Annotated in this window: 19 protein-coding genes and 1 tRNA gene; 9 read left to right on the top strand and 11 right to left on the bottom strand. The window is 62.6% G+C overall.

From position 1 onward, the window contains the following. Positions 1-63 precede the first annotated feature (63 nt). Both secB and P9217_RS11320 read right to left on the bottom strand, forming a co-directional pair. Positions 64-564, bottom strand: coding sequence for a protein-export chaperone SecB (gene secB / locus P9217_RS11325; RefSeq protein ID WP_067323500.1), 501 nt, complete (start codon positions 562-564; stop codon positions 64-66). A gap of 167 nt (positions 565-731) precedes the next feature. Next, entirely contained in the window at positions 732-1,229 is a 498-nt protein-coding gene (locus P9217_RS11320; RefSeq protein ID WP_067323499.1) for an FxsA family protein, read from the bottom strand. 203 nt (positions 1,230-1,432) lie between these two features. Here P9217_RS11320 and P9217_RS11315 point away from each other — a divergent pair, with 203 nt between their 5' ends. From P9217_RS11315 to P9217_RS11300, 4 genes are all read left to right on the top strand, one after another. Continuing rightward, complete coding sequence (locus P9217_RS11315) at positions 1,433-2,140, top strand: Tim44/TimA family putative adaptor protein (RefSeq protein WP_066991466.1); 708 nt, start codon at positions 1,433-1,435, stop codon at positions 2,138-2,140. Between the two features lie 130 nt (positions 2,141-2,270). After that, positions 2,271-3,365 (top strand): murein transglycosylase A, encoded by a 1,095-nt coding sequence (locus tag P9217_RS11310; RefSeq protein WP_278086000.1) that lies wholly within the window; start codon positions 2,271-2,273, stop codon positions 3,363-3,365. Between the two features lie 9 nt (positions 3,366-3,374). After that, positions 3,375-3,899, top strand: coding sequence for a Smr/MutS family protein (locus P9217_RS11305; protein WP_095799549.1), 525 nt, complete (start codon positions 3,375-3,377; stop codon positions 3,897-3,899). Positions 3,900-3,924: 25 nt separating this feature from the next. Next, positions 3,925-4,287, top strand: coding sequence for a helix-turn-helix transcriptional regulator (locus P9217_RS11300; protein ID WP_066991880.1), 363 nt, complete (start codon positions 3,925-3,927; stop codon positions 4,285-4,287). A gap of 10 nt (positions 4,288-4,297) precedes the next feature. Here the strand turns inward: P9217_RS11300 and P9217_RS11295 are convergent, their stop codons facing one another. The 3 genes from P9217_RS11295 to P9217_RS11285 form a co-directional block, all read right to left on the bottom strand. Then, positions 4,298-4,915 (bottom strand): transglutaminase-like cysteine peptidase, encoded by a 618-nt coding sequence (locus P9217_RS11295; protein WP_278086001.1) that lies wholly within the window; start codon positions 4,913-4,915, stop codon positions 4,298-4,300. Positions 4,916-5,154: 239 nt separating this feature from the next. Next, positions 5,155-6,432 carry a polyhydroxyalkanoate depolymerase gene (locus tag P9217_RS11290; RefSeq protein ID WP_066991457.1) on the bottom strand — a complete coding sequence of 426 codons (1,278 nt, stop codon included), beginning with the start codon at positions 6,430-6,432 and terminating at the stop codon, positions 5,155-5,157. A gap of 234 nt (positions 6,433-6,666) precedes the next feature. Continuing rightward, positions 6,667-7,029, bottom strand: a complete 363-nt coding sequence (locus tag P9217_RS11285; protein WP_066991454.1) for a septal ring lytic transglycosylase RlpA family protein — start codon at positions 7,027-7,029, stop codon at positions 6,667-6,669. A gap of 943 nt (positions 7,030-7,972) precedes the next feature. On the opposite strand from P9217_RS11285, the gene P9217_RS11280 reads away from it, so the two are divergent. Beyond that, positions 7,973-9,409 (top strand): pyridoxal-phosphate dependent enzyme, encoded by a 1,437-nt coding sequence (locus tag P9217_RS11280; RefSeq protein WP_278086002.1) that lies wholly within the window; start codon positions 7,973-7,975, stop codon positions 9,407-9,409. Next, positions 9,406-10,584, top strand: a complete 1,179-nt coding sequence (locus P9217_RS11275; RefSeq protein ID WP_278086003.1) for a PLP-dependent aspartate aminotransferase family protein — start codon at positions 9,406-9,408, stop codon at positions 10,582-10,584. The genes P9217_RS11280 and P9217_RS11275 overlap by 4 nt, the downstream gene beginning before the upstream one ends. A 79-nt stretch (positions 10,585-10,663) precedes the next feature. Here P9217_RS11275 and P9217_RS11270 read toward each other — a convergent pair whose 3' ends face one another. Continuing rightward, positions 10,664-13,249 carry a TIR domain-containing protein gene (locus tag P9217_RS11270; protein ID WP_278088281.1) on the bottom strand — a complete coding sequence of 862 codons (2,586 nt, stop codon included), beginning with the start codon at positions 13,247-13,249 and terminating at the stop codon, positions 10,664-10,666. A 243-nt stretch (positions 13,250-13,492) separates the two neighbouring features. Between P9217_RS11270 and P9217_RS11265 the strand changes: the two genes are divergently transcribed. The 3 genes from P9217_RS11265 to P9217_RS11255 all read left to right on the top strand — a co-directional run bounded on the left by P9217_RS11265 (position 13,493) and on the right by P9217_RS11255 (position 15,878). Further along, entirely contained in the window at positions 13,493-14,734 is a 1,242-nt protein-coding gene (locus P9217_RS11265; RefSeq protein WP_278086005.1) for a D-amino acid dehydrogenase, read from the top strand. A 38-nt stretch (positions 14,735-14,772) separates the two neighbouring features. Further along, positions 14,773-15,594, top strand: a complete 822-nt coding sequence (locus P9217_RS11260) for an aspartate/glutamate racemase family protein (RefSeq protein WP_278086006.1) — start codon at positions 14,773-14,775, stop codon at positions 15,592-15,594. Between the two features lie 101 nt (positions 15,595-15,695). Next, on the top strand, positions 15,696-15,878 hold the full coding sequence (locus tag P9217_RS11255; protein WP_278086975.1) for a hypothetical protein: 183 nt from the start codon (positions 15,696-15,698) through the stop codon (positions 15,876-15,878). Positions 15,879-15,914: 36 nt separating this feature from the next. Here the strand turns inward: P9217_RS11255 and P9217_RS11250 are convergent, their stop codons facing one another. From P9217_RS11250 to P9217_RS11230, 5 genes are all read right to left on the bottom strand, one after another. Next, the gene (locus P9217_RS11250) at positions 15,915-16,220 is read right to left on the bottom strand and encodes a UBP-type zinc finger domain-containing protein (protein WP_067003235.1); all 306 of its coding nucleotides are present in this window, start codon (positions 16,218-16,220) and stop codon (positions 15,915-15,917) included. Next, the gene (locus tag P9217_RS11245) at positions 16,220-17,905 is read right to left on the bottom strand and encodes a cyclic nucleotide-binding domain-containing thioredoxin-disulfide reductase (RefSeq protein ID WP_278086007.1); all 1,686 of its coding nucleotides are present in this window, start codon (positions 17,903-17,905) and stop codon (positions 16,220-16,222) included. The genes P9217_RS11250 and P9217_RS11245 overlap by 1 nt, the downstream gene beginning before the upstream one ends. Positions 17,906-17,991: 86 nt before the next feature. Then, a complete protein-coding gene (locus P9217_RS11240; protein WP_278086008.1) occupies positions 17,992-18,711 on the bottom strand; it encodes a hypothetical protein in 720 nt (239 codons plus the stop codon). Between the two features lie 123 nt (positions 18,712-18,834). After that, positions 18,835-18,919: transfer RNA gene (locus tag P9217_RS11235), tRNA-Leu, on the bottom strand. Between the two features lie 395 nt (positions 18,920-19,314). Continuing rightward, complete coding sequence (locus P9217_RS11230) at positions 19,315-19,935, bottom strand: 2,3-bisphosphoglycerate-dependent phosphoglycerate mutase (RefSeq protein WP_278086009.1); 621 nt, start codon at positions 19,933-19,935, stop codon at positions 19,315-19,317. Between the last annotated feature and the right edge of the window lie 53 nt (positions 19,936-19,988).

Raw genomic sequence — 19,988 nt, 5'->3', positions numbered from 1 at the left:
AGACGTCTCAAGAAAAAGCCCGGCGCGAAGCCGGGCTCTCGATACGATGGGTGGCGAGCCTCCTCAGCTCACCTGGACCTTGCTGGCGGCCTGGTCCTCGGCGATGCGCTGCTGGAACATCTGCGCGAAATCGATCGGGTCGAGCATCAGCGGCGGGAAGCCGCCGTTGCGGGTGGCGTCCGCGATGATCTGGCGCGCGAAGGGGAAGAGCAGCCGCGGGCATTCGATGAACAGGATCGGCAGCATGTGCTCCTGCGGGAAGCCGCTGATGGCGAAGACGCCGCCATAGACCAGTTCGACGTTGAACAGCACTTCCTGGTCGAAGGAGGCCTTGGCATTCAATGTCAGATTGACGTCGAACTGCTTGTCCGAAAGCGGGTTGGCGTTGACGTTGACATTGATGGCGATGCCCGGGGCCTTGTCGCGGCCGCGCAGCGAATTCGGCGCGCCGGGGCTTTCGAAGGACAGGTCCTTCACATATTGCGCAAGCACGTTGAGCGAGGGCTGTTCCTGTTTGCCGTTGCCATTGGCGGCGGCTGCCGCGGCATCATCATTGCTGGCCATTAGCCTTTGTCCTTTTGCCTGGGCAGCATTGCTGACCGGATTGAAATCGGGGGTTCGCTATCATGCTCGGCAGGACAAGACAAGTTTTGCGCGCCGCCTGAAACTGCGCAGCCGTTTCGGGGCGACGGCGCGCATGAGACAGCTATTCGAGCGGACCCTGAAGAGAGCTAGTCGTCTTTCAGCCGCCGCCAAGGGGAATTGTGATCCGGCCCGCGCTTGTAGTCGTCCTGGCGCGAAAAGTCGCTGTCATCGAGATCGATGACCCTGTCGCGGCGGCGGGCCGAAAAGCCGCTGCTGAAGCTGGTCGCCATCACGATGCGGTTCTTGAGCAGGCGCCAGGCAAGATCGCGCACCGGCGGCAGGAGCAGCAGGATGGCGACAATGTCGGTGATGAAGCCCGGAATGATGAGCAGGAGTGCCGCCAGCACGATCATCGCGCCATGCGCGAGTTGGCGGCTTGGATCGCGCCCGGCATCCATTTCCGTCCGCACCCGCGCCATCACGCCGAATCCCTGGTGCCGAAGCAGGAGGCTGCCGGCAATGGTGGAGAGGATGACGAGCCCGATCGTCGCCAAAGCGCCGACTTCACGGCCGACGATGACGAAGCCGGCGATCTCCAGAAGCGGCAGCAGGAGCAGGAACAGGGGAATGAACGAAATGCGCAAATTGAGACCGGTCGCTTTCTTCTTTTGCGGGCCTCGCGGGAAATCGCCGCTGGCACTGGGACCTTTAGATAGGTATGGCTGGCTTTGATTTGAATGATTGCGCCCGCCGTTCTATATGCTTTGGGTAATGAACGCTATGCGACCGCCGCCATTCTAGGGGCTCTGGTGGTCCGGCCTGGACAGGGATCGAATTGGCGGAAGATATGGGTTTCTTCGACTTCGGCACGATTTTCTTTTTGATTGCGGCGGTTGTGATCTTCTTCCAGCTTCGCAACGTGCTGGGCCGTCGCACCGGAAACGAACGCCCGCCCTTCGATCCTTATTCGGCAAGCCGCACGCGCGAGCAGGATGCGGCGCAGAAGTCCGAGAATGTGGTGTCGCTGCCGCGCAAGCGCATGCCGGGGGAACCGGCGGCGGAGACCTATGCCGCGATCGACGCTTTCGCCAAGCCGGACAGCGATCTCAACAAAGGCCTGCGCGCGATCAAGGACAACGATCCGTCCTTCGATCCCAAGACCTTTATCGACGGCGCCAAGATGGCCTACGAGATGATCGTCATGGCCTTTGCCGACGGCGACCGCAAAACGCTGAAGAACCTGTTGTCGCGCGAGGTCTATGACAGCTTCGTCGCCGCGATCGGCGAGCGCGAGGCGAAAGCGGAAAAGATCCAGTCTTCCTTCGTCGGCATCGACAAGGTCGATGTCGTCGCCGCCGAGATGAAGGGCACCGAGGCGCATATCACGCTGCGCATCGTCAGCGAGCTGATCTCGGCGACCCGCGACAAGGTCGGCGCCGTCATCGACGGCGATCCGGAAAAAGTCGCCGAGGTCAAGGACGTCTGGACCTTCTTCCGCGATACCCGGTCGCGTGATCCGAACTGGAAGCTGGTCGCCACGGAAGAAGAAGATTGACCTAGAGCATGATGCCGAAAAGTGTGGAGCGGTTTTCGGACGCCATCATGCTCCATCTCTTCAATTTGGAGCCGGATTCAGATTTCAGGTCGATCCGGCCTGAAATCATCCGGCTCTAGTGGCGGCTGTCATGTCGCTGTCTTCGGCATTCAAGGAAAAATCCTTCGGCGACCTGCCCGGCTGGGACGAGGATGATCACCTCGCCGCCTTCGCGGCGTTCAAACGTTCGGCTTTCCACGTCCTGACCAAGCCTTATCGAACCGGCTCGCTCGGCGTCGCGTTCGCCGCTTTCGCCGAGGCCTATACTGAGGCGCGCTCCGTTTCGCCGGCGAACCGGTCGGAGGCGCGGTCCTTCTTCGAGCGCCATTTCGCTCCGGCTTTGGTGGCGGCCGAAAGCGGCGGCGCCGGCCTCGTCACCGGCTTCTACGAGCCCGAGGTCGAGGCCTCGCCGGTGAGGACGGAACGGTTCACGGTGCCGCTGCTCTCCCGTCCCGCCGATCTGGTCGACATCGACGATAAAAATCGCCCCCTCGGAATGGATCCCTATCGCGCCTTCGCGCGCGCGACGACGACAGGTCCGGTCGAATATTTCGATCGCGGCGCCATCGAGCGCGGCGCGCTGTCCGGGCGGAACCTCGAGATTGCCTGGCTCGCCGACAAGGTCGATGCCTTCTTCATCCATGTGCAGGGAGCGGCGCGGCTGAAGATGGCCGATGGTCGGCTCTGCCGCGTCACCTATGCCGCAAAATCCGGCCAGCGCTTCACCGGGCCGGGCAGGATCTTGAGCGAGACCGGCGAAATCCCGCTGGAAAAAGTGACGATGCAGTCGATCCGCGCCTGGTTCAAGGCGCATCCTGAGCGGGTCGACGAGATCCTCTGGCAGAACCGCTCCTACATCTTCTTTCGTGAGGCGCCGGTCGACGACCCGGAGCTCGGTCCCATTGCCGCCGCCAAGGTGCCGCTGACGCCCGGCCGCTCGGTCGCCGTCGACCGGCTGCTGCACACCTTCGGCACGCCCTTCTATATTGTTGCGCCGACGCTCACCGCCTTCGGCGGAAAACCGTTCCGGCGGCTGATGATCGCGCAGGACACCGGCTCAGCCATCACCGGAGCGGCGCGAGGCGATCTCTTCGCCGGCTCGGGCGATGCCGCGGGCGAGATCGCCGGCGTCGTGCGCAACGCCGCCGACTTCTATGCGCTGGTTCCGCGCGGGGCTGGTCGATAGGGGGTACGCGTGAACCGCCGCCATGACACGCTGAGCGACGACGATCGCATCCTCTGGAACCTGGTGGCGCGCACGACGCGGCCCCTCAAAGGCAAGGCCGCGGTCGAGATTCCCGATATTGTCGAGCCGACGCCGGCGCCGGCGCCCACGCCCGCCAACGGTGTTCCCGCCGCTGCCGCCAAGCCGAAGCCGCAGCACGTCGCGCATTCGCTTGACGACCAGACGCACGAGAAACTGAAAAAAGGCCGGCTGCCGATCGAGGGCAGAGTCGATCTGCACGGCATGACGCAGGACGAGGCCTATTCGCTGCTCCTCACCTTCCTGCACCGCGCCCATGCCGGCGGCATCCGCTATGTGCTGGTCATCACCGGCAAGGGCTCATCGTCCGGCGGCGACGGCATCCTGCGCCGCTCGGTGCCGCACTGGCTGTCGACCCCGGCTTTCCGGCACCTGGTCTCGAGCCACGATCACGCCGCCCGCAACCATGGCGGCTCGGGCGCGCTCTATGTGCGGCTCAGGCGGACGCGCGCATGAGGATGCCGGCCATGAGGACGCAACTGTGACCCCGTTCGGCGAAAGGCTAAGGGCGCTGCGCGCCGAGCGCGGCGTCAGCCAGAAGGCGATGGCGCAGGCCATCGGCGTCAGCGCCGCCTATCTGTCGGCGCTCGAGCATGGCCGCCGCGGCGCGCCGACCTGGACGCTGATCCAGAAGATCATCGGCTATTTCAACATCATCTGGGACGACGCCGAGGACCTTGCCCGCCTCGCCGAAACCTCGCATCCACGGGTCAGGATCGATACGTCGGGCCTGTCGCCGGCCGCGACCGAACTGGCCAATCTTCTGGCCGAGAGCATCGAGAAGCTGGACGAGGCGGAGCTGCGCCGCCTCAGCGCGTCGATTCGTGCGGCGCTGAGAAGGTAGGTCCCGAGATCTACTGCACCGAGCCGACCAGCAGCTGCTGGCCATCGCGGATCGACACCCAGCGGCCGGTGTTGTCGATCGCCTGGCGCTTGAGATAACGGTAGCCGGTCTCATCCCAGGCTTGGACCTTATCGGTCAAATTGTCGAGGATGTAGTCACCCTTATCGGTGCGCACCGTCAGCACGGAATGGCCTTCGCCGTCGGGCTTGCGCACTACGGTGATCAAGAGATCCGCAAGCGAGATGCCCATGCGGTAGAGCTGGCGCCGCTTCTCCAGCACATAGTCCTCGCAGTCGCCAAAGCCGTTGTCCGGATAGGTCCAGACCTCGTCCTTGCCGTAATTGTCGAGATCGCTCATCGGCTTGACGGCGGCGTTGACCTTGGCGGTCACGTTGATCAGCTTGCGCCACAGAGCATCGGTCAGCTTGGCCGGCGCGAGATTGGCCGGGCGAATGTTGCATTCGCTCGGATGCGTCTTGCAGAAATCATAATGTCCGATCGGCTGCGAGGTCAGGCCGCCGGTGGTCATAGCGCTGGCAGCCCATGCCGGAACCGCCCAGTGGGCCGAGATCGCCAGCCCTGCGACTGCACACAAACGCAGCATCCGCGCCATCGGTGAGGAAGTCATTGTCCCCCGGGGTCCGCCCTTGTTTATTAACGAAACGTTAAGGGGGATTTACAGTCCGTGTCAATTGAAGACAACGGCTAGTTTGGTGGCATGGTTACCCGCCAGGCCCGCATAGCGGCAGTTTGGCAACAGCGGCCTGGGACGACTCAAGAACCCGCCCGTCGCCGGTCAGCCCTGAACATTGGTTGCACGGAAAGGTCACGCGCTTTGAGCGGCGCCGAGTTGCGTCCGCTTCCCGCTCAGCTCTTGGCGGAACGGACCAGCTTCGGCTTCGCCGCCAGGCGGGTCTGGCGGCCGTAGCTGGAGATGAAGTCCAGAATGCGCGGCACGATCTCCGATCGGAACCGCGAGCCGTTGAAGACGCCGTAATGGCCGACGGCCGGCTGCATGTAGTGGGCTTGGCGGTCGGCCGGAATGTTCACGCAAAGCTCATGCGCGGCCTGGGTCTGGCCGAGCCCGGAAATGTCGTCGTTCTCGCCCTCGACGGTGAACAGCGCGACATTGCGGATCGCCTGGGGATCGACGGCCTCGCCGCGATGCGTCATCTCGCCCTTCGGCAAGGCGTGGCGGACGAACACCGTATCGACCGTCTGCAGGTAGAACTCCGCCGTCAGGTCCATCACCGCCAGATATTCGTCATAGAAGTCACGGTGCTTCTCGGCGCTGTCGCCGTCGTTTTTCACAAGGTGCATGAAGAAGTCCTTGTGGGCGATGATGTGGCGATCGAGATTCATGCTCATGAAGCCCGAAAGCTGCAGGAAACCGGGATAGACATCGCGGCCGAAGCCGGGCACCGGCCAGGGCGCCTGCATGATGACGTTCTCGCGGAACCAGTCGGTGCCCTTTTCCCCGGCGAGCAGATTGACCGCGGTCGGATTGCGGCGGGTGTCGATCGGCCCGCCCATCAGCGTCATGGTCGACGGCACGAAGGGGTCGCCGCGCTTTTCCATCAGCGCCACCGCCGCCAGCACCGGCACCGAGGGCTGGCAGACTGCCATCACATGGGTATCGGGACCCAGCGCGTGGAACATCTCGATGACATAGTCGATATAGTCGTCGAGATCGAAGCTGCCCTGCGACAGCGGGACCATGCGGGCGTCGACCCAGTCGGTGATGTGCACGTCGGCGTGAGGAAGCATCGCCTCGACCGTGCCGCGCAGCAGCGTCGCATAATGGCCGGACATCGGCGCCACGATCAGTAGCTTCGGATCGGGCTTGCGGCCCGCGGGAAGCTGGCGCTCGAAGCGGACGAGGTTGCAGAACGGCTTCGACCACACGGTTCGTTCGGCGACGTCGACGCTCTTCCAGTCGACCACCGCCTTGGTCAGGCCGAATTCAGGCTTGCCGTAGCGGCGCGTCGTGCGCTCGAAGAGTTCCGCGGCTGCCGCGACCGAGCGTCCGAGCGCCGTATGCGAAACCGGATTGAGCGGGTTGGAATAGAAGAACCGCACCGCATCTGCGTAAAGGCGGGCGGGCTGCAGCGCCGCATGGTTCAGTTCGTAGAGCTGGTAGAACATCAAGAACCCCGCTGCTGCCTGACGACCAAAGGGCCGACGAGCAGCGCCGAGCCTTGAATGTCTCGCAGTGAGGTTAACAAGATATTGTTGCGATGCAATACGTCAATTGCCGTGACGAATGCTGCTTTGGTCCAAACTGTTGAAAACTCGCCACGTATGGCGGAGCCGGCTCACTGTGCGCTGCCGCAATGTGTAGGAAATATGTCCGGCTCCCTCTTGCCGGACATCGACATCTTAAACGCGCGCCATGCAGACCGCGGTGTGGCCCGAGCCGATGAAGCCGAGCTGGGTGGCGGCGCCGCGGGAGAGGTCGAGCACGCGGCCCCGGACGAACGGGCCGCGATCGTTGATGCGCACGACGACGCTGCGGCCGTTGTTCTTGTTGGTGACCCTGAGCTTGGTGCCGAACGGCAAGCTGCGGTGCGCTGCAGTCAGCGCGGCGGGGTTCATGCGCTCGCCGGAGGCGGTTCTGGAATGCAGCGCGTACCAGGAAGCGCGGCCGCATTGTGCGGCGGCTGAAGAGGCGGAAGAGGCGCCAGCCATCAGGCCAGCCGCGATCGTTGCCGCGACAAGCGCGGTGCGGTTGGTTTTATTCATCTTTTAGGGGTGGGCTCCGTTATAGACAACCCGCCGTAAGTGCCGAATGAGGCATGAAATGCGGCAAGCGTCTGGCGGTTCCATGGCAAAGGCACACGTTTGGAGTCGCCGCGAAACAGTTTGTCATGACATCTCCCGCGAGCGCCAGCGTATTCTTCATGGAGACCGACCCGGTTTCGCAGGAAGTCGCGAGTAGGAACGGCCCTCGGGGCGCAAGTAAAAGCGGAAGCGATTGCTTCGCTTCCTTCCGCTCCTTTACTGCGCGCGCGTTCCGGTGAAGGATCGACTTTGCGCGGGGATCTCGCCGATGCGACTGATCAGGAATTTACTGGCGCTGATCGGCCTCCGTTGGGCAAACCACCCGCGCGTTTGATCCGACCGGCAAGATGGCGCCGCGCGTCCGGTTGGACGGTCGAAGCGACGCGCGCAGACTCCCGCCGTCGGACCGCTGACGCCGGGCACCTCTTCGAGATCGACGCCATCCCGACATCCGCGCGCAACGCGCGAAGCTCAGCAAGCAGTTGCTGGGGTGAAATTTCTGCTGAGGTCGGCGCTCTACGGCGCCCCCCTCTGGCCTGCCGGCCATCTCCCCCACAGGTGGGGAGATCAGATGTCGCGTCGGCTTTCGCCAATCGCCAACATTTGCAAGCAAGGGCGCCAAGGGTCGAGCTCCAATCTCCCCCTTGTGGCGGAGATGTCCGGCAGGACAGAGGGGGCGCTGTCCCGCCGGCTTTCAACATTTAGAGGCGGTGTGCTGCGCCGCCCGTGAAATTCCATTCCGCCACTCGTCGCCGGAATGGCACGATCTATCTTCTTTCCGGATGAAAAGGGCTGGAAAAGACAACAGCGTGTGATCTGCGAACCCGGCATGGCGTTCGGCGGCATCATGCGCAGACTGGTGACGGCCGATCCCGTCGGAACTGCTTTCCATGGAGGGTCCGAGATGAGCGTGCACAGGAAAGCGGCGCCGGACGGCGCGGAAAGCGCTTTGTCGCGGTTGCGTCCGCCTTACGCCTCCGTGCTCGACCTGATCGGCCAGACACCGGTGGTCGAGCTCACCAAATTCGATACCGGCAAGTGCCGGCTGTTCATCAAGCTCGAGAGCCAGAACCCCGGTGGCTCGATCAAGGACCGCATCGCGCTGTCGATGATCGCGGCCGCCGAGAAGGATGGCAGGCTGAAGCGCGGCGGCACGATCGTCGAGGCCACCGCCGGCAACACCGGTCTCGGCCTCGCCCAGGTCGGCATCCCGAAAGGCTACCGCATCATCCTGGTCGTGCCCGACAAGATGTCGCGCGAGAAGATCCAGCATCTGCGCGCCTTGGGCGCCGAAGTGCGCATGACCCGCTCCGATGTCGGCAAGGGCCATCCCGAATATTACCAGGACATGGCCGAGAAGATCGCCGCCGAATTGCCCGGCGCCTTCTATGCCAACCAGTTCGCCAACCCCGCCAACCCGCTGGCGCATGAGACGACGACCGGCCCGGAAATCTTCTCGCAGCTCGAGGGCGATGTCGACGCGGTGGTGGTCGGCGTCGGCTCCGGCGGCACGCTCACCGGCCTCGGCCGCTTTTTCGCAAAGCATTCGCCCAAGACCGAGATGGTGCTTGCCGATCCGGTCGGCTCGGTGCTGGCGCCGCTCATCAAGACCGGCAAGATGGAGGAGGCCGGCAGCTGGACGGTCGAAGGCATCGGCGAGGATTTCGTGCCGCCCAATGCCGATCTCTCGCTGGTGAAGAAGGCCTATTCCATCACCGACAAGCAGAGCATGCTGGCGGTGCGCGATCTCTTGTCCAAGGAAGGTATCCTCGCCGGCTCGTCCTCGGGCACGCTGTTGTCGGCGGCGCTGCGCTATTGCCGCGAGCAGACGGTGCCCAAGCGCGTCCTCACCCTGGTCTGCGACAGCGGCAACAAATACCTGTCGAAGGTGTTCGACGACATCTGGCTGGCCGAGCAGGGCCTTGCCGACCAGGAGCAGCATGGCGATCTGCGCGACCTCGTCATGCGCTCGCCGCGCACCGGCGACATCGTCACCGTCGGCCCGGACGAGAGCCTGCTCAATGCCTATGGCCGCATGCGCCGCTCCGACGTTTCGCAGCTGCCGGTGCTGGACGATGGCAAGCTGATCGGCATCGTCGACGAGAGCGACATCCTGGCCAAGGTCGACGGCCCCTATGACGGCCGCTGGGACCGCTTCAACGGTCCGGTTCGCTCGGCCATGACCTCGAACCTGCACACGCTGCAGGCCAGCCAGACGCTCGACGCGCTCCTGCCTGTCTTTGACCGCAATGAGGTCGCCATCGTCTTCGATGGCGAGGAATTCGTCGGCCTGATAACCCGTATCGACCTGATCAACCATTTGAGGCGCCGCGCAAAATGACTTCGCCAAAACCAGCATTGGGCAAGAACCGCCTGGCCTTTTCCACCCGCGCCATCCATGGCGGCCAGAGCCACGACCCGCTCACCGGCGCGGTGATGGTGCCGATCTACGCCACCTCCACCTACGGCCAGCAGTCGCCCGGCGTGCACAAGGGTTTTGAATATGCCCGCAGCCAGAACCCGACGCGCTTCGCCTTCGAGCGCGCCGTGGCCGACCTCGAAAGCGGATCGGCCGCCTTCGCCTTCGCCTCCGGCCTGGCGGCGATCGGCACGGTGCTGGAACTGCTCGACGCCGGCGCCCATATCGTCGCCACCGACGACATCTATGGCGGTTCGTTCCGCTTGATGGAGCGCGTGCGCAAGCGCTCCGCCGGCCTTGAGGTGAGCTTTGCCGACTTCACCGACCTCGCCGCGGTCGAGGCGGCGATCCGGCCCGAAACGAAACTGCTCTGGGTCGAGACGCCGACCAACCCGCTGCTGCGCGTCGTCGATCTCGAAGCGGTCGCGGCCTTGGCCAGGCGCAAGGGCCTGCTCACCGTTGCCGACAACACCTTCTGCAGCCCCTATATCCAGCGGCCGCTGGAGCTCGGCATCGACATCGTCGTCCATTCGGTGACGAAATACCTCAACGGCCATTCCGACATGGTCGGCGGCGTCGCGGTCGTCGGCGACAACAAGGATCTCGCCGCCCAATTGAAATTCCTGCAGAACGCCATCGGCGGCATTTCCGGCCCGTTCGACAGCTTTCTCGCGCTGCGCGGCATCAAGACCCTGGCGCTGAGGATGGAGCGCCATTCGGCCAACGGCCTGAAGATAGCGCAGTGGCTGGAGACGCGAAAGGATGTCCGCCGCGTCATCTATCCCGGCCTCGCCAGCCACCCGCAGCATTCCATCGCCGTCCAGCAGATGCACGCCTTCGGCGGCATGATCTCGGTCGACCTCGACCGCGACCTGGCTGGCACGAAACGCTTCCTCGAACGCACCCAGCTCTTCACTTTGGCCGAAAGCCTGGGCGGCGTCGAAAGCCTGATCGAGCATCCCGCGCTGATGACGCACGGCTCGATCCCGGCGGAGAAGCGCGCCGCGATCGGCATCACCGATTCGCTGGTGCGGCTGTCGTGCGGGATCGAGGACGGCGATGATCTGATCGCGGATCTGGAACAGGCGCTGGGGTAAAAAAGACGGCACGGGCCGACCTAACAAGCCATCCAGGGCCGGCTGTAGCAAACTACTGCATGATATCTTCCGGCGACCACTAGTCCTGCCACCTGCGAGCCCATTCTTTCAGAGGTTTAGATGCGTGATCTGGCTCAAAGGCGACAGCCTTGGCCAGTTGCCTGTAGAGGCGGTTCTTCACGGCTCGCGGCAGAAATGCATTTAGATCGATTTTGTCTTTGGCAAGATTGAATTGTCGGCGCTCGATCATTATCCGAACCCCTAGTTCATGGGCACGAGCTTCATCTCCCTCGGAGAAACCACCGGCTTCGGTCAGAATCCGATCAACTTGTTGTAGATCCTTCTCCGCTCGGACAGGGTCTGCCTGTGCTAAATAAACTTCTGCTCTCAAGAAGTAGGGCGCTAGCAATTGAGGAGTTCGGTCTATCGCCTTTGTGGCAGCTTTGATGGCGTTTATGTAGTCTCTTTTACGCAAGCGAGACTGAGCCTCTCTGACCAGGAAGAAGGACGAACCAGGTGCATCGCCATACACCTCAAGCTGCTTCATAATCTCGTCCAACTCACGCTGGTCAATAGCGAGTCCCGCAGCTGCCTTGCCCAGTAATGTCTCTGCAAAAATATCAATGATGAAAGGATTCGTCGGCGCTGTCTCGAACGCAGCCCGAGCATGAGCTTCCGCTTCAGCGTATCGTCTCTGCTTGCAGTAAAGGCTAGCGAGTTCCCGATTAATGCTCTGATTGGAGCGTGCAAGCTTCCAGGCTTGTATGAATTTGTCTTCTGCGAGATCCAGTTGACCCTTCAGCCGCAAAGCAAAACCTTCCAGAAAGAAGACCATTCGCCTTGCAACCTTCGTGTGATAGCCCCTCAGCTTCCCGAGAACGTCCTCATACACGGTGGTGTCTCCTGCTCGTATGGCCGAAAGCCCCCAAAGCCGCAAAACCTCCACCTGCGCATCGTCAGGAAGCCGATCCTTCATGGCATAAGCTTTTTGACAAAATTCCATACAAAGTGTTCTTCGACCTTCGTCGTAATGTTCGCGTGCGATTCTCAATAAATGAGACGGCAATATGAGTCGAGCAAGGAAGGCTGGCGGATTCTTTGCCTTAGCTGAAGCCAGCGTCGCGCTACCAATGATTGCCAGCGGGACGTGATCCTCGTTTTCATACTCCGAGACCAACTCACAGATTTTGAGTGCAACATCTTGATTCCAGCTATCAGGCTGTTTGAACCGATCATCTCGGCGTACACCATCGCGCAGCGGGCCTGGTATATAAAGATAATGCTCTCTACGCTCCAAGCAGCAAAAGTCTTGAAGCCTTCGAATAGCTCCGGTTATCTGCTCCAACGAGCCACCAACCGTAGCCAAGAGAGTTTCCGGGTCCAGGTAGTGATACTCAGACAGGATGGACATTATCTTTACTTCATCAGAATCAAAAACGATTTTGTTAAGAAAGTCAGCTGCCCGTCGGTTCTTCCATTCGACTAGGTCTTGTGGGTCGTCTATAAGAGATTGAACGCCATAGTTCAGAACGTAATGTAGCAGAAATCTAATATTGTAGGGATGGCCATCCAGATGAGAGATCAACTGTAACAATTGGGCCTCGGTGTATTCGATCGAGAATTCGTTCAATGTCAGACTGAGTATAGTCTTCATGTCCTCGTCACGCAGGGGCTTTAAATAGCGGTGGTAGGAGCGCTCGTTCACAAGCTTCCATTTCGCCGGCATCATACGAGCTTGCACGAAACCGAGAGCAGGTCGCCCCAGAGCGCTAAGCTGCCTCATCGTTTCGGCTAGAAAGGGCTGAAACTGGCCATCGTCATCGTAGACGCCGCCTTCATCGATCACGATTATAAACTCGCCGTTGTCGGCCATCTCTTGCAGTATTGTGCAGATAGCAGATGCCTTTTCGCGGGTATCGAGTCGAGCATACAGCTCGAACGCGCCTATAGTGTTCTCAAATGAAGAAATAGTATTAAGAATGAAGAGCTGACGATAAAATTCCTCCGGTCCGTCATATTGCGAAATTGTCACTTCGATAAACGTGTTAAAGAGCCGGGGAAAGAGTGACTTTAGGCTATTGGTTATGAAGGTTCGCCGACCGATGCCGTATTGTCCCACGGCGTGAATAGAGAGGGGAATATCCTTTGGGGGTACCGAAACAGCTTTTCTTAAGTCGGCCTGATCAGCGTCGCGCCCTATGAAAAGGCCTACGCCAGCATCGTCAAGAGCAGCCAATTCAAGGAGCAGTGCCTGAATTCGTCGCGCACAGAGTTTGGGCGACGAAATTTTCTGCGCGATATTGAGCTGTTGCAGCCAATTAGGCAAGTCGCGATAGGAGCTTTCGTCGAGTGTAGAAACGACGATTCTCTTGATCAATCCGCTTCCGCGATTCTCAAGGGCTGAACGAAGTTCCTCTTTGACGAAGCCTGAAGTAGAAGAATCTCGGGAAAGAAAATAGACAAATAGGTCGCAACGTTTTAAGGCATCGTGTATCGCAGCGACATTCAAGGTAAAGTCAAACGTTTTCTCGTCTAGCTCGATCTGCATTAGACCGAGCGAGGTCGCAACTGAATTAACAAAGATTTTATCTTTGCTGCTATGAGATAAGAACGCTTTCAAAGGTGCCCCCCAAACGTGACGAAAGTCCAAGCGGGTTGTGGCCATCATAGATGGTCATATCGCAACTCTAGCCGTGGCAGTTGACAGTGAGCAATAGTGGATGCCGTATTTGCTGCGGCAATGGTCTACCAAGGTAAGCCGTTACCTAGTCGAACCGCCATTAGCGACAGAAGCCGGGCAGGTGTATGACCTAGTAGCAAGAGGGTCGGGCAGTGGCCCAACACTCCCAGCTTTGCAAATCCGGAATCCCCTCTAAACTGCCACCACTTTGCGATCTCCGGAGGCGTGATGCGCGTGATCGTGTTGGGTGGCGGCGTTGTCGGCGTCACCACCGCCTATCAGCTGCAGAAGGACGGGCACGAGGTGGTCGTCCTCGAGCGCCAGAGCCAAGTCGCCGCCGAGACCAGCTGGGGCAATGCCGGCATGATCGCGCCGGGACATTCCTTCGTCTGGTCGTCGCCCAGGGCGCCATTAATCCTGTTGAAATCGCTGGTGCTGAAGGACCAGGCGCTGCGCTTCAAGCTGTCGGCCGATCCGAGGCTTTACAGCTGGTCATGGCTGTTCCTGATGGAATGCACGGCCGAGAAGGCCAGGCGCAACACGCTGCTCAAGCATCGGCTTGCCGTCTATTCGCAGAGCGTGCTGCACGAGGTGATTGCCGACGAGCAGATCGACTACGACCGCAACGGTCGCGGCATTCTCTATTTCTATCGCAGCCAGCAGGCGCTCGATAAAGGCGTCGAGCACATGCGGCTGCTGGAATCAGACGGCCAGCTGATCAAGGTGCTTGACCGCGACGCCATCGTCGCGCTCGACCCGTCGCTGGCTTCCGCGCGGGAAAAGATCGCCGGCGGCATCCATTGCCCGACCGACGAAACCGGCGACCCGGCGAAGTTCACCCGGGCGCTTGCCGCGAAGGTCGCCGAGCGCGGCGGCGAGATCCGTACCGGCACGACCATCACCGGCATCGAGACCTCGGGCGACCGCGTCGCACAGGTGCTGACCGACAAGGGCAGCGTCAAGGGCGACGCCTATGTGCTGGCGCTAGGCTCCTACAGCCCGCTGATCGCGAAGACGGTCGGGATCAACCTGCCGATCTACCCGATCAAGGGTTATTCGCTGACCATTCCGATCGGCAACCAGCCTCGGCCGCCGACCATCGCGGCGATAGACGAGCACAATCTGGTCGCCGTGTCGCGCTTCGGCGACCGGCTGCGCGTCACCGCGACGGCGGAATTCGCCGGCTACGACACCAGCCACAAGCCGGCCGATTTCGCCTTCATGAAGGGCGTGACGCAGGAGCTTTATCCCGAGGGCGCCGACTATGACCGCGCCGAGATGTGGGCGGGCTTGAGGCCGATGACGCCGAACAATCTGCCCGAGTTCGGGCGCCGCCGCCTCGGCAACCTCTATCTCAACACCGGGCACGGCCATATCGGCTGGACCATGTCGCATGGCTCGGCGCGCATCACCGCTGACCTGATCGCCGGCCGCAAACCGGCCATCTCGATGGACGGTCTTTTGAATTGAGAGCATGATCCCGGGGATCGGCCAAGAAAGGGAATGCCATGTCTATCAGCGCGGCTGCTACCCGCCCTCAATCTTCGAGGCCGGTCGATCCCAAGCCCGTCGATCTGGGCGTGCTTCCGTCCGAACTCGACGGCGGCCTTGCCTCGCGCGCGGCGATCGGGCTTGCGATCCTCGCCACCGACCAGACGCTGGAGCATGAGTTCCGCGCGTTGGTGCGCATTCCGGGCGTCGCCTTCTACGAGGCCCGCCTGTTCAACGACAACGACATCACCCCCGACACGCTGCGCGCCATCGGCCCGCGCATCGCGCCCACCGTCGACCTCATCCTGCCCAGCATCCCGCTCGACGTCGTCGGCTTCGGCTGCACCTCGGCCACCATGACGCTCGGCGAGGAAGCCGTCTTCGCCGAGATCAGGAAGGCGCGGCCGGGCGTCGCCTGCACCACGCCGGTGACGGGCGCGCTTGCCGCCTTCAAGGCGCTCGGCGCCAAGGGCATCGGCCTGCTGACGCCTTATGCCCCCGAGATCAACCAGGGCCTCGTCACCTATTTCACCGGACGCGGCCTCGACATTGCCGCCGTCGCCACTTTCGACCGGCGCGACGACCGCGAGGCGGCCCGCATCTCGCTCGCCTCGATCGAGGCCGCGGCCGAGCGCATGGCGGCGGCGCCCGGCGTGGACGCGATCTTCATCTCCTGCACCAGCCTGCGCGTCGCCGAGGCGGTGGCGGAACTGGAGCAGCGCATCGGCATTCCCGTCACCTCGTCCAACCACGCCATGGCCTGGCACTGCCTGCGGCTCGCCGGCATCGACGACCTCGTGCCTTCCGGCGGCCGGCTGTTCGCGTTGCCGATTGCCTGATCCGATTGACGGTTGGCCTGTTCGAAATCCGCCGGTTAACGTTTGCGGAAAAGGTTGCTTAACGCTTCGCTACTATGTCCCGCTTCGGGAGGCAGGACAGAGTGAGCGCGATGAACGACAGCCCCGAAAAGCGCAATGAATGGCGCGCCATCTTCTACGTGCAGGCGCGTGTGGCGATCCTGTTCGTCCCGATCATCGTCAGCCTGCTGATCATCGGCGCGCTTGCCGGCAACGACCGCTATCACGTCGTCATCGACCGGACCGTCACCAGCTCGGTGAAGTAGGCGACCCGGCAAGAGGCTCGCGGTATTCCGTGCACGCTAGACAAAGCGCGGGATCGGGCCGTTCTGCGCCGTCGTGCGGTCGCCGAGGTCGATGAACACCTCGTCGACATAGCACCAGCCCCAGCCTTCGGGCGGATCGTAGCCTTCGATGACCGGATGCTGAGTGGCGTGGAAATGCTTGGTGGCGTGGCGGTTGGGCGAGTCGTCGCAGCAGCCGACATGGCCGCAGGTGCGGCAGAGTCTGAGATGCACCCACCAGGAGCCGCTCTTCAGGCATTCCTCGCAGCCGAGGGCGCTCGGCACCACATCCTTTATGTCGTCCGTATGCCTGCATTCGTCCATCAGGGTCTCCTTTCGGGCTGAGCAGCACGCCCGCCGTCGCGCGCAAGATAGGCATGCAGCGCCGCCACCACCTGAGCGCCTTCGCCGACGGCGGCCGCGACACGCTTGGTCGAGCCGCAGCGCACATCGCCGATGGCGAACACGCCGCTGCGGCTCGTCTCCATCGGGCCGTGTCCCGGCGCCACATCCGGTCCGGTGCGCACGAAGCCCTTAGCGTCGAGCGCCACGTCGCAGCGCGCCAGCCAGTCGGTGTTCGGGTCGGCGCCGATGAACAGGAAGAGGTGGTGGATGGTCCGCGTCGTCGCCACGCCGGTGACCCGGTTGCGCCAGCACAGCTGGTCGAGGTTGCCGTCATGGCCGTCGAGCGCCTCGACCTCGGTTTCCGTCAGCACCTCGATGTTCGGCTGCGCCACGATCCGCTCGACCAGATAGCGCGACATGGTGGCGTCAAGGCTGTCGCGCCGCGCCAACAGCGTCACCTTGCGCACCTGGCTGGCGAGAAAGACGGCCGCCTGGCCGGCCGAGTTGCCGGCGCCGACCAGCGCCACTTCCTGGTCCCGGCAGAGCCGTGCTTCGATCGGCGAGGCCCAGTAATGCACGGACGTGCCCTCGAACTGCGCGATATTGCCGATGTCGAGGCGACGGTAGCGCGCGCCGCTGGCGATCACCACGGTGCGCGCGCGCAGGGTCTCGCCGTCGCCAACGTCCAGCCGGTAGCCGGCCATGTTGTCGGCGGCGCCGAGCAATTTGGCTTCATCGGGGATCACCATCTCGACCCCGAACTTCTGCGCCTGGTTGTAGGCGCGCGCCATCAGCGCCATGCCCGTAATGCCGGTCGGAAAGCCGAGATAGTTCTCGATGCGCGAGGATGCCCCCGCCTGCCCGCCGAAGGCGCGGCAGTCGAGCACGATGGTCGACAGCCCCTCGGAGGCCGCATAGACCGCGGCCGCCAATCCCGCCGGCCCGGCGCCGACGATGGCAACGTCGTAGATCTTGCCGGCGTCGAGCGGCCGCAGCAGCCCGACGCAGCGGGCGAGATCGCTTTCGCCGGGATTGTGCAGCAGCTTGCCGTTGGGACAGAGCACGATCGGCAGATGGTGCGGATCGACATGAAAACGCTCGATCAGCGTCTTGGCGCAGGGATCGGTGTCGGAATCGAGCGCGCGGTGCGGCAGGCCGCTGCGGGTGAGGAAACCCTGCAGCCGCAGCACATCGCCATTGCTGGGACGGCCGATGACGATCGGCCCGCTGGTGCCGCTCTCGAGCAGGCCGACACGGCGCAGGATCAGCGCGCGCATGACGCGCTCGCCGAGATTCGCCTCCTGCACCATCAGATCGCGCAGCCGCTGCGAGGGGACGACGATGGCTTCGACCGGCTCGGTCGCCTCGGCATTGACCAGCGACGGCCGGCTCGAAAGCTGCGCCAGCTCGCCGATGAAATTGCCCGGACCATAGGTGATGATCGCCTCGCGCGGGCCAAGACCGCTGGCCTGCGTGATGTCGACCTTGCCCGACAGGATGACGACCAGTCCGGGCGAGACCGTGCCGGCCGTCACGATATGCTCGCCGGCGCCGTAGGCTCTTGGCACGCCGAAGCGGCGCATGCGCTCGATGTCCGCATTGGCGAGCACGGGGAACATCTGGTCGCGGCGGGCGGCGATGGTCGGGCTGACGGAGGGGGCCATGACCCGACCGTAGCGTCCGCGGCAGCGGGTTTGAAGCGGTTTGTTCAGGGACCGGCCGGAAGGGCAGGTGGCCGCTACGCTGTCAGCTATCCGAGCGACCTCGCCAGCTTGCGCAGCGCCCCCTGCGGATCATCGGCAATGACGGAGCCATGCGAGACGAGGATGCGCTTGAGCGCCGGCAGGTCAGCCCATCGTCTCAATTGCGCTGCGAGTGCCGCCTTGTCGCCGACCATCGTCAGCTTGACCGGCCAGGGTATACGCGGCTCATCACCGGCAAATCCCATCATGCGCAATGCCCAGCCGGCAAAACCGGATGCGCCGCGGATGTTGCCGACGATATCATTGAGAACGAGCGTCGTGCCGTTCGGTCCGACGATTTGCAGCGCCGCTTCGCGATCACGGGTTCCGGGGACGGTGACGAGCTTGACGTCGGGATCGCCAAAGTCGCCGCGTGCCGCATCGACATGCACCACCTTCTCGACGCTGTTGCGCGCGCCCGCCGGTGCAATCACCTGCAGGGTGGGATAGCGATCTTTCCATGGCTTTGCATCGAGCCGGTGATGGTCGTTAGGGACGATCAGGAAGGCCGGCTCCCCGAAGGCCTCGATCGCGCGCATCTGTTCGTCATCGAGCGCGATGGCGCTGAAGATGACGAGCCGTCCGTCGCGCAATCGCACCACGGTCATGCGCCGTTTCAGGTTGCCGACCGGCATCGGTATGTCGCCGGTCACCGTCAGAATATCGTCGTCGACAGGAGAGAGCCTGCCATGCGGCAGAACCTTCCACTCCTTGAACGGCGCGGGCATCACGGAACCTCGGCTTAACAGACAAGATAGGAACGGTTTAACCCGAGACGAGTTGCAGGCACAAAAAAGCCCGGAAAATCCGGGCTTTTTGCTCATCGCGTCAGATCGTCTGAAACGGGAATTTGGTGCCCAGAAGAGGACTCGAACCTCCACTCCTTGCGGAACACGGACCTGAACCGTGCGCGTCTACCAATTCCGCCATCTGGGCTGGTGGGCGCTCATGTAAGCGGGCAAACGAAGCGTGTCAACGCGGTTTTTTCGAGGAGCTCAAGACTGACCAGAGGGCAGCTGGGGTTGATTTCAGGCACGGACGGCAATTGTCGGCGTCGGCCCCGCCCCTCATCGCTCTGCCGGGCACTTCTCCCCGTATAGGACGGGGAGAAGGGCTGGCCGCGGCGTTGGCGTCCTCTTGAGACGCTGGCGATTGGCGAAATCGGCGGCCGGAGCTTTCCTCTCCCCGTCACTATACGGGGAGAGGATGCCGGCAGGCAGGTGAGGGGCGGCGCCGACGCTGGTCAGTTAACGGCGAGACGGAATTCCGAGCTGAAGCGGTTGTCCCGAGACGGCCACCCGTTCCGAGCAGGGCCGGAACAATGGAACCCCTCACCCCTCCAGCACTTCCTTCTTTGCCACGGTGGAATCGGCGTTGAGCTTGTAGATCACCGGCACGCCGGTGCCGAGCTCCAGCTTGACGATCTCTTCGCCCGACTTGCCGTCCAGCGCCATGATCAGCGCCCGCAGCGAATTGCCGTGGGCGGCGACCAGCACCGTCTCGCCGCGCAGCACATGCGGCTGCACGTCGTGCAGGTAATAGGGCCAGACACGCGCGCCGGTGTCCTTCAGGCTTTCGCCGCCGGGAGGCGATACGTCGTAGGAGCGGCGCCAGACGTGCACCTGCTCCTCGCCCCACTTCTTGCGCGCGTCATCCTTGTTGAGGCCGGAGAGATCGCCATAGTCGCGTTCGTTGAGCGCCTGGTCGCGGACGGTCTCGAGCTTGCTTTGGCCGACCACGTTGAGAATGTGCTGGCAGGTCTTCTGCGCCCGCTTCAGCGCCGAGGTGTAAGCGATGTCGAATTTCAGCCCGCGCGCCTTGAGCTTCTCGCCGGCGGCAAGCGCCTCCGCATTGCCCTGGTCGGTGAGGTCGACATCGCGCCAGCCGGTGAACAGGTTCTTCAGGTTCCATTCGCTCTGGCCGTGGCGCACGAGCACGAGAGTTCCCGACATGTTTGCTCCTGATACGTGGTTGGATTTGAGCAATTCCAGGAAAAGTGTGTAGC

The sequence above is a fragment of the Mesorhizobium sp. WSM4989 genome (assembly GCF_029625795.1).
GTDB lineage: Bacteria > Pseudomonadota > Alphaproteobacteria > Rhizobiales > Rhizobiaceae > Mesorhizobium.
The sequence above is the reverse complement of the archived record's forward strand: the minus strand, read 5'-3'. Positions and strand labels throughout refer to the sequence as shown.

Bases quoted from the DNA above. Each gene is read 5' to 3' on its own strand.
- P9217_RS11285 (WP_066991454.1), bottom strand. From the start codon at position 7,029: ATGAATAAAACCAACCGCACCGCGCTTGTCGCGGCAACGATCGCGGCT.
- P9217_RS11265 (WP_278086005.1), top strand. From the start codon at position 13,493: ATGCGCGTGATCGTGTTGGGTGGCGGCGTTGTCGGCGTCACCACCGCC.
- P9217_RS11315 (WP_066991466.1), top strand. From the start codon at position 1,433: ATGGGTTTCTTCGACTTCGGCACGATTTTCTTTTTGATTGCGGCGGTT.
- P9217_RS11295 (WP_278086001.1), bottom strand. From the start codon at position 4,915: ATGACTTCCTCACCGATGGCGCGGATGCTGCGTTTGTGTGCAGTCGCA.
- P9217_RS11250 (WP_067003235.1), bottom strand. From the start codon at position 16,220: ATGGACGAATGCAGGCATACGGACGACATAAAGGATGTGGTGCCGAGC.
- P9217_RS11260 (WP_278086006.1), top strand. From the start codon at position 14,773: ATGTCTATCAGCGCGGCTGCTACCCGCCCTCAATCTTCGAGGCCGGTC.
- secB (WP_067323500.1), bottom strand. From the start codon at position 564: ATGGCCAGCAATGATGATGCCGCGGCAGCCGCCGCCAATGGCAACGGC.
- P9217_RS11275 (WP_278086003.1), top strand. From the start codon at position 9,406: ATGACTTCGCCAAAACCAGCATTGGGCAAGAACCGCCTGGCCTTTTCC.
- P9217_RS11280 (WP_278086002.1), top strand. From the start codon at position 7,973: ATGAGCGTGCACAGGAAAGCGGCGCCGGACGGCGCGGAAAGCGCTTTG.
- P9217_RS11245 (WP_278086007.1), bottom strand. From the start codon at position 17,905: ATGGCCCCCTCCGTCAGCCCGACCATCGCCGCCCGCCGCGACCAGATG.
- P9217_RS11270 (WP_278088281.1), bottom strand. From the start codon at position 13,249: ATGGCCACAACCCGCTTGGACTTTCGTCACGTTTGGGGGGCACCTTTG.
- P9217_RS11290 (WP_066991457.1), bottom strand. From the start codon at position 6,432: ATGTTCTACCAGCTCTACGAACTGAACCATGCGGCGCTGCAGCCCGCC.
- P9217_RS11240 (WP_278086008.1), bottom strand. From the start codon at position 18,711: ATGCCCGCGCCGTTCAAGGAGTGGAAGGTTCTGCCGCATGGCAGGCTC.
- P9217_RS11230 (WP_278086009.1), bottom strand. From the start codon at position 19,935: ATGTCGGGAACTCTCGTGCTCGTGCGCCACGGCCAGAGCGAATGGAAC.
- P9217_RS11310 (WP_278086000.1), top strand. From the start codon at position 2,271: ATGTCGCTGTCTTCGGCATTCAAGGAAAAATCCTTCGGCGACCTGCCC.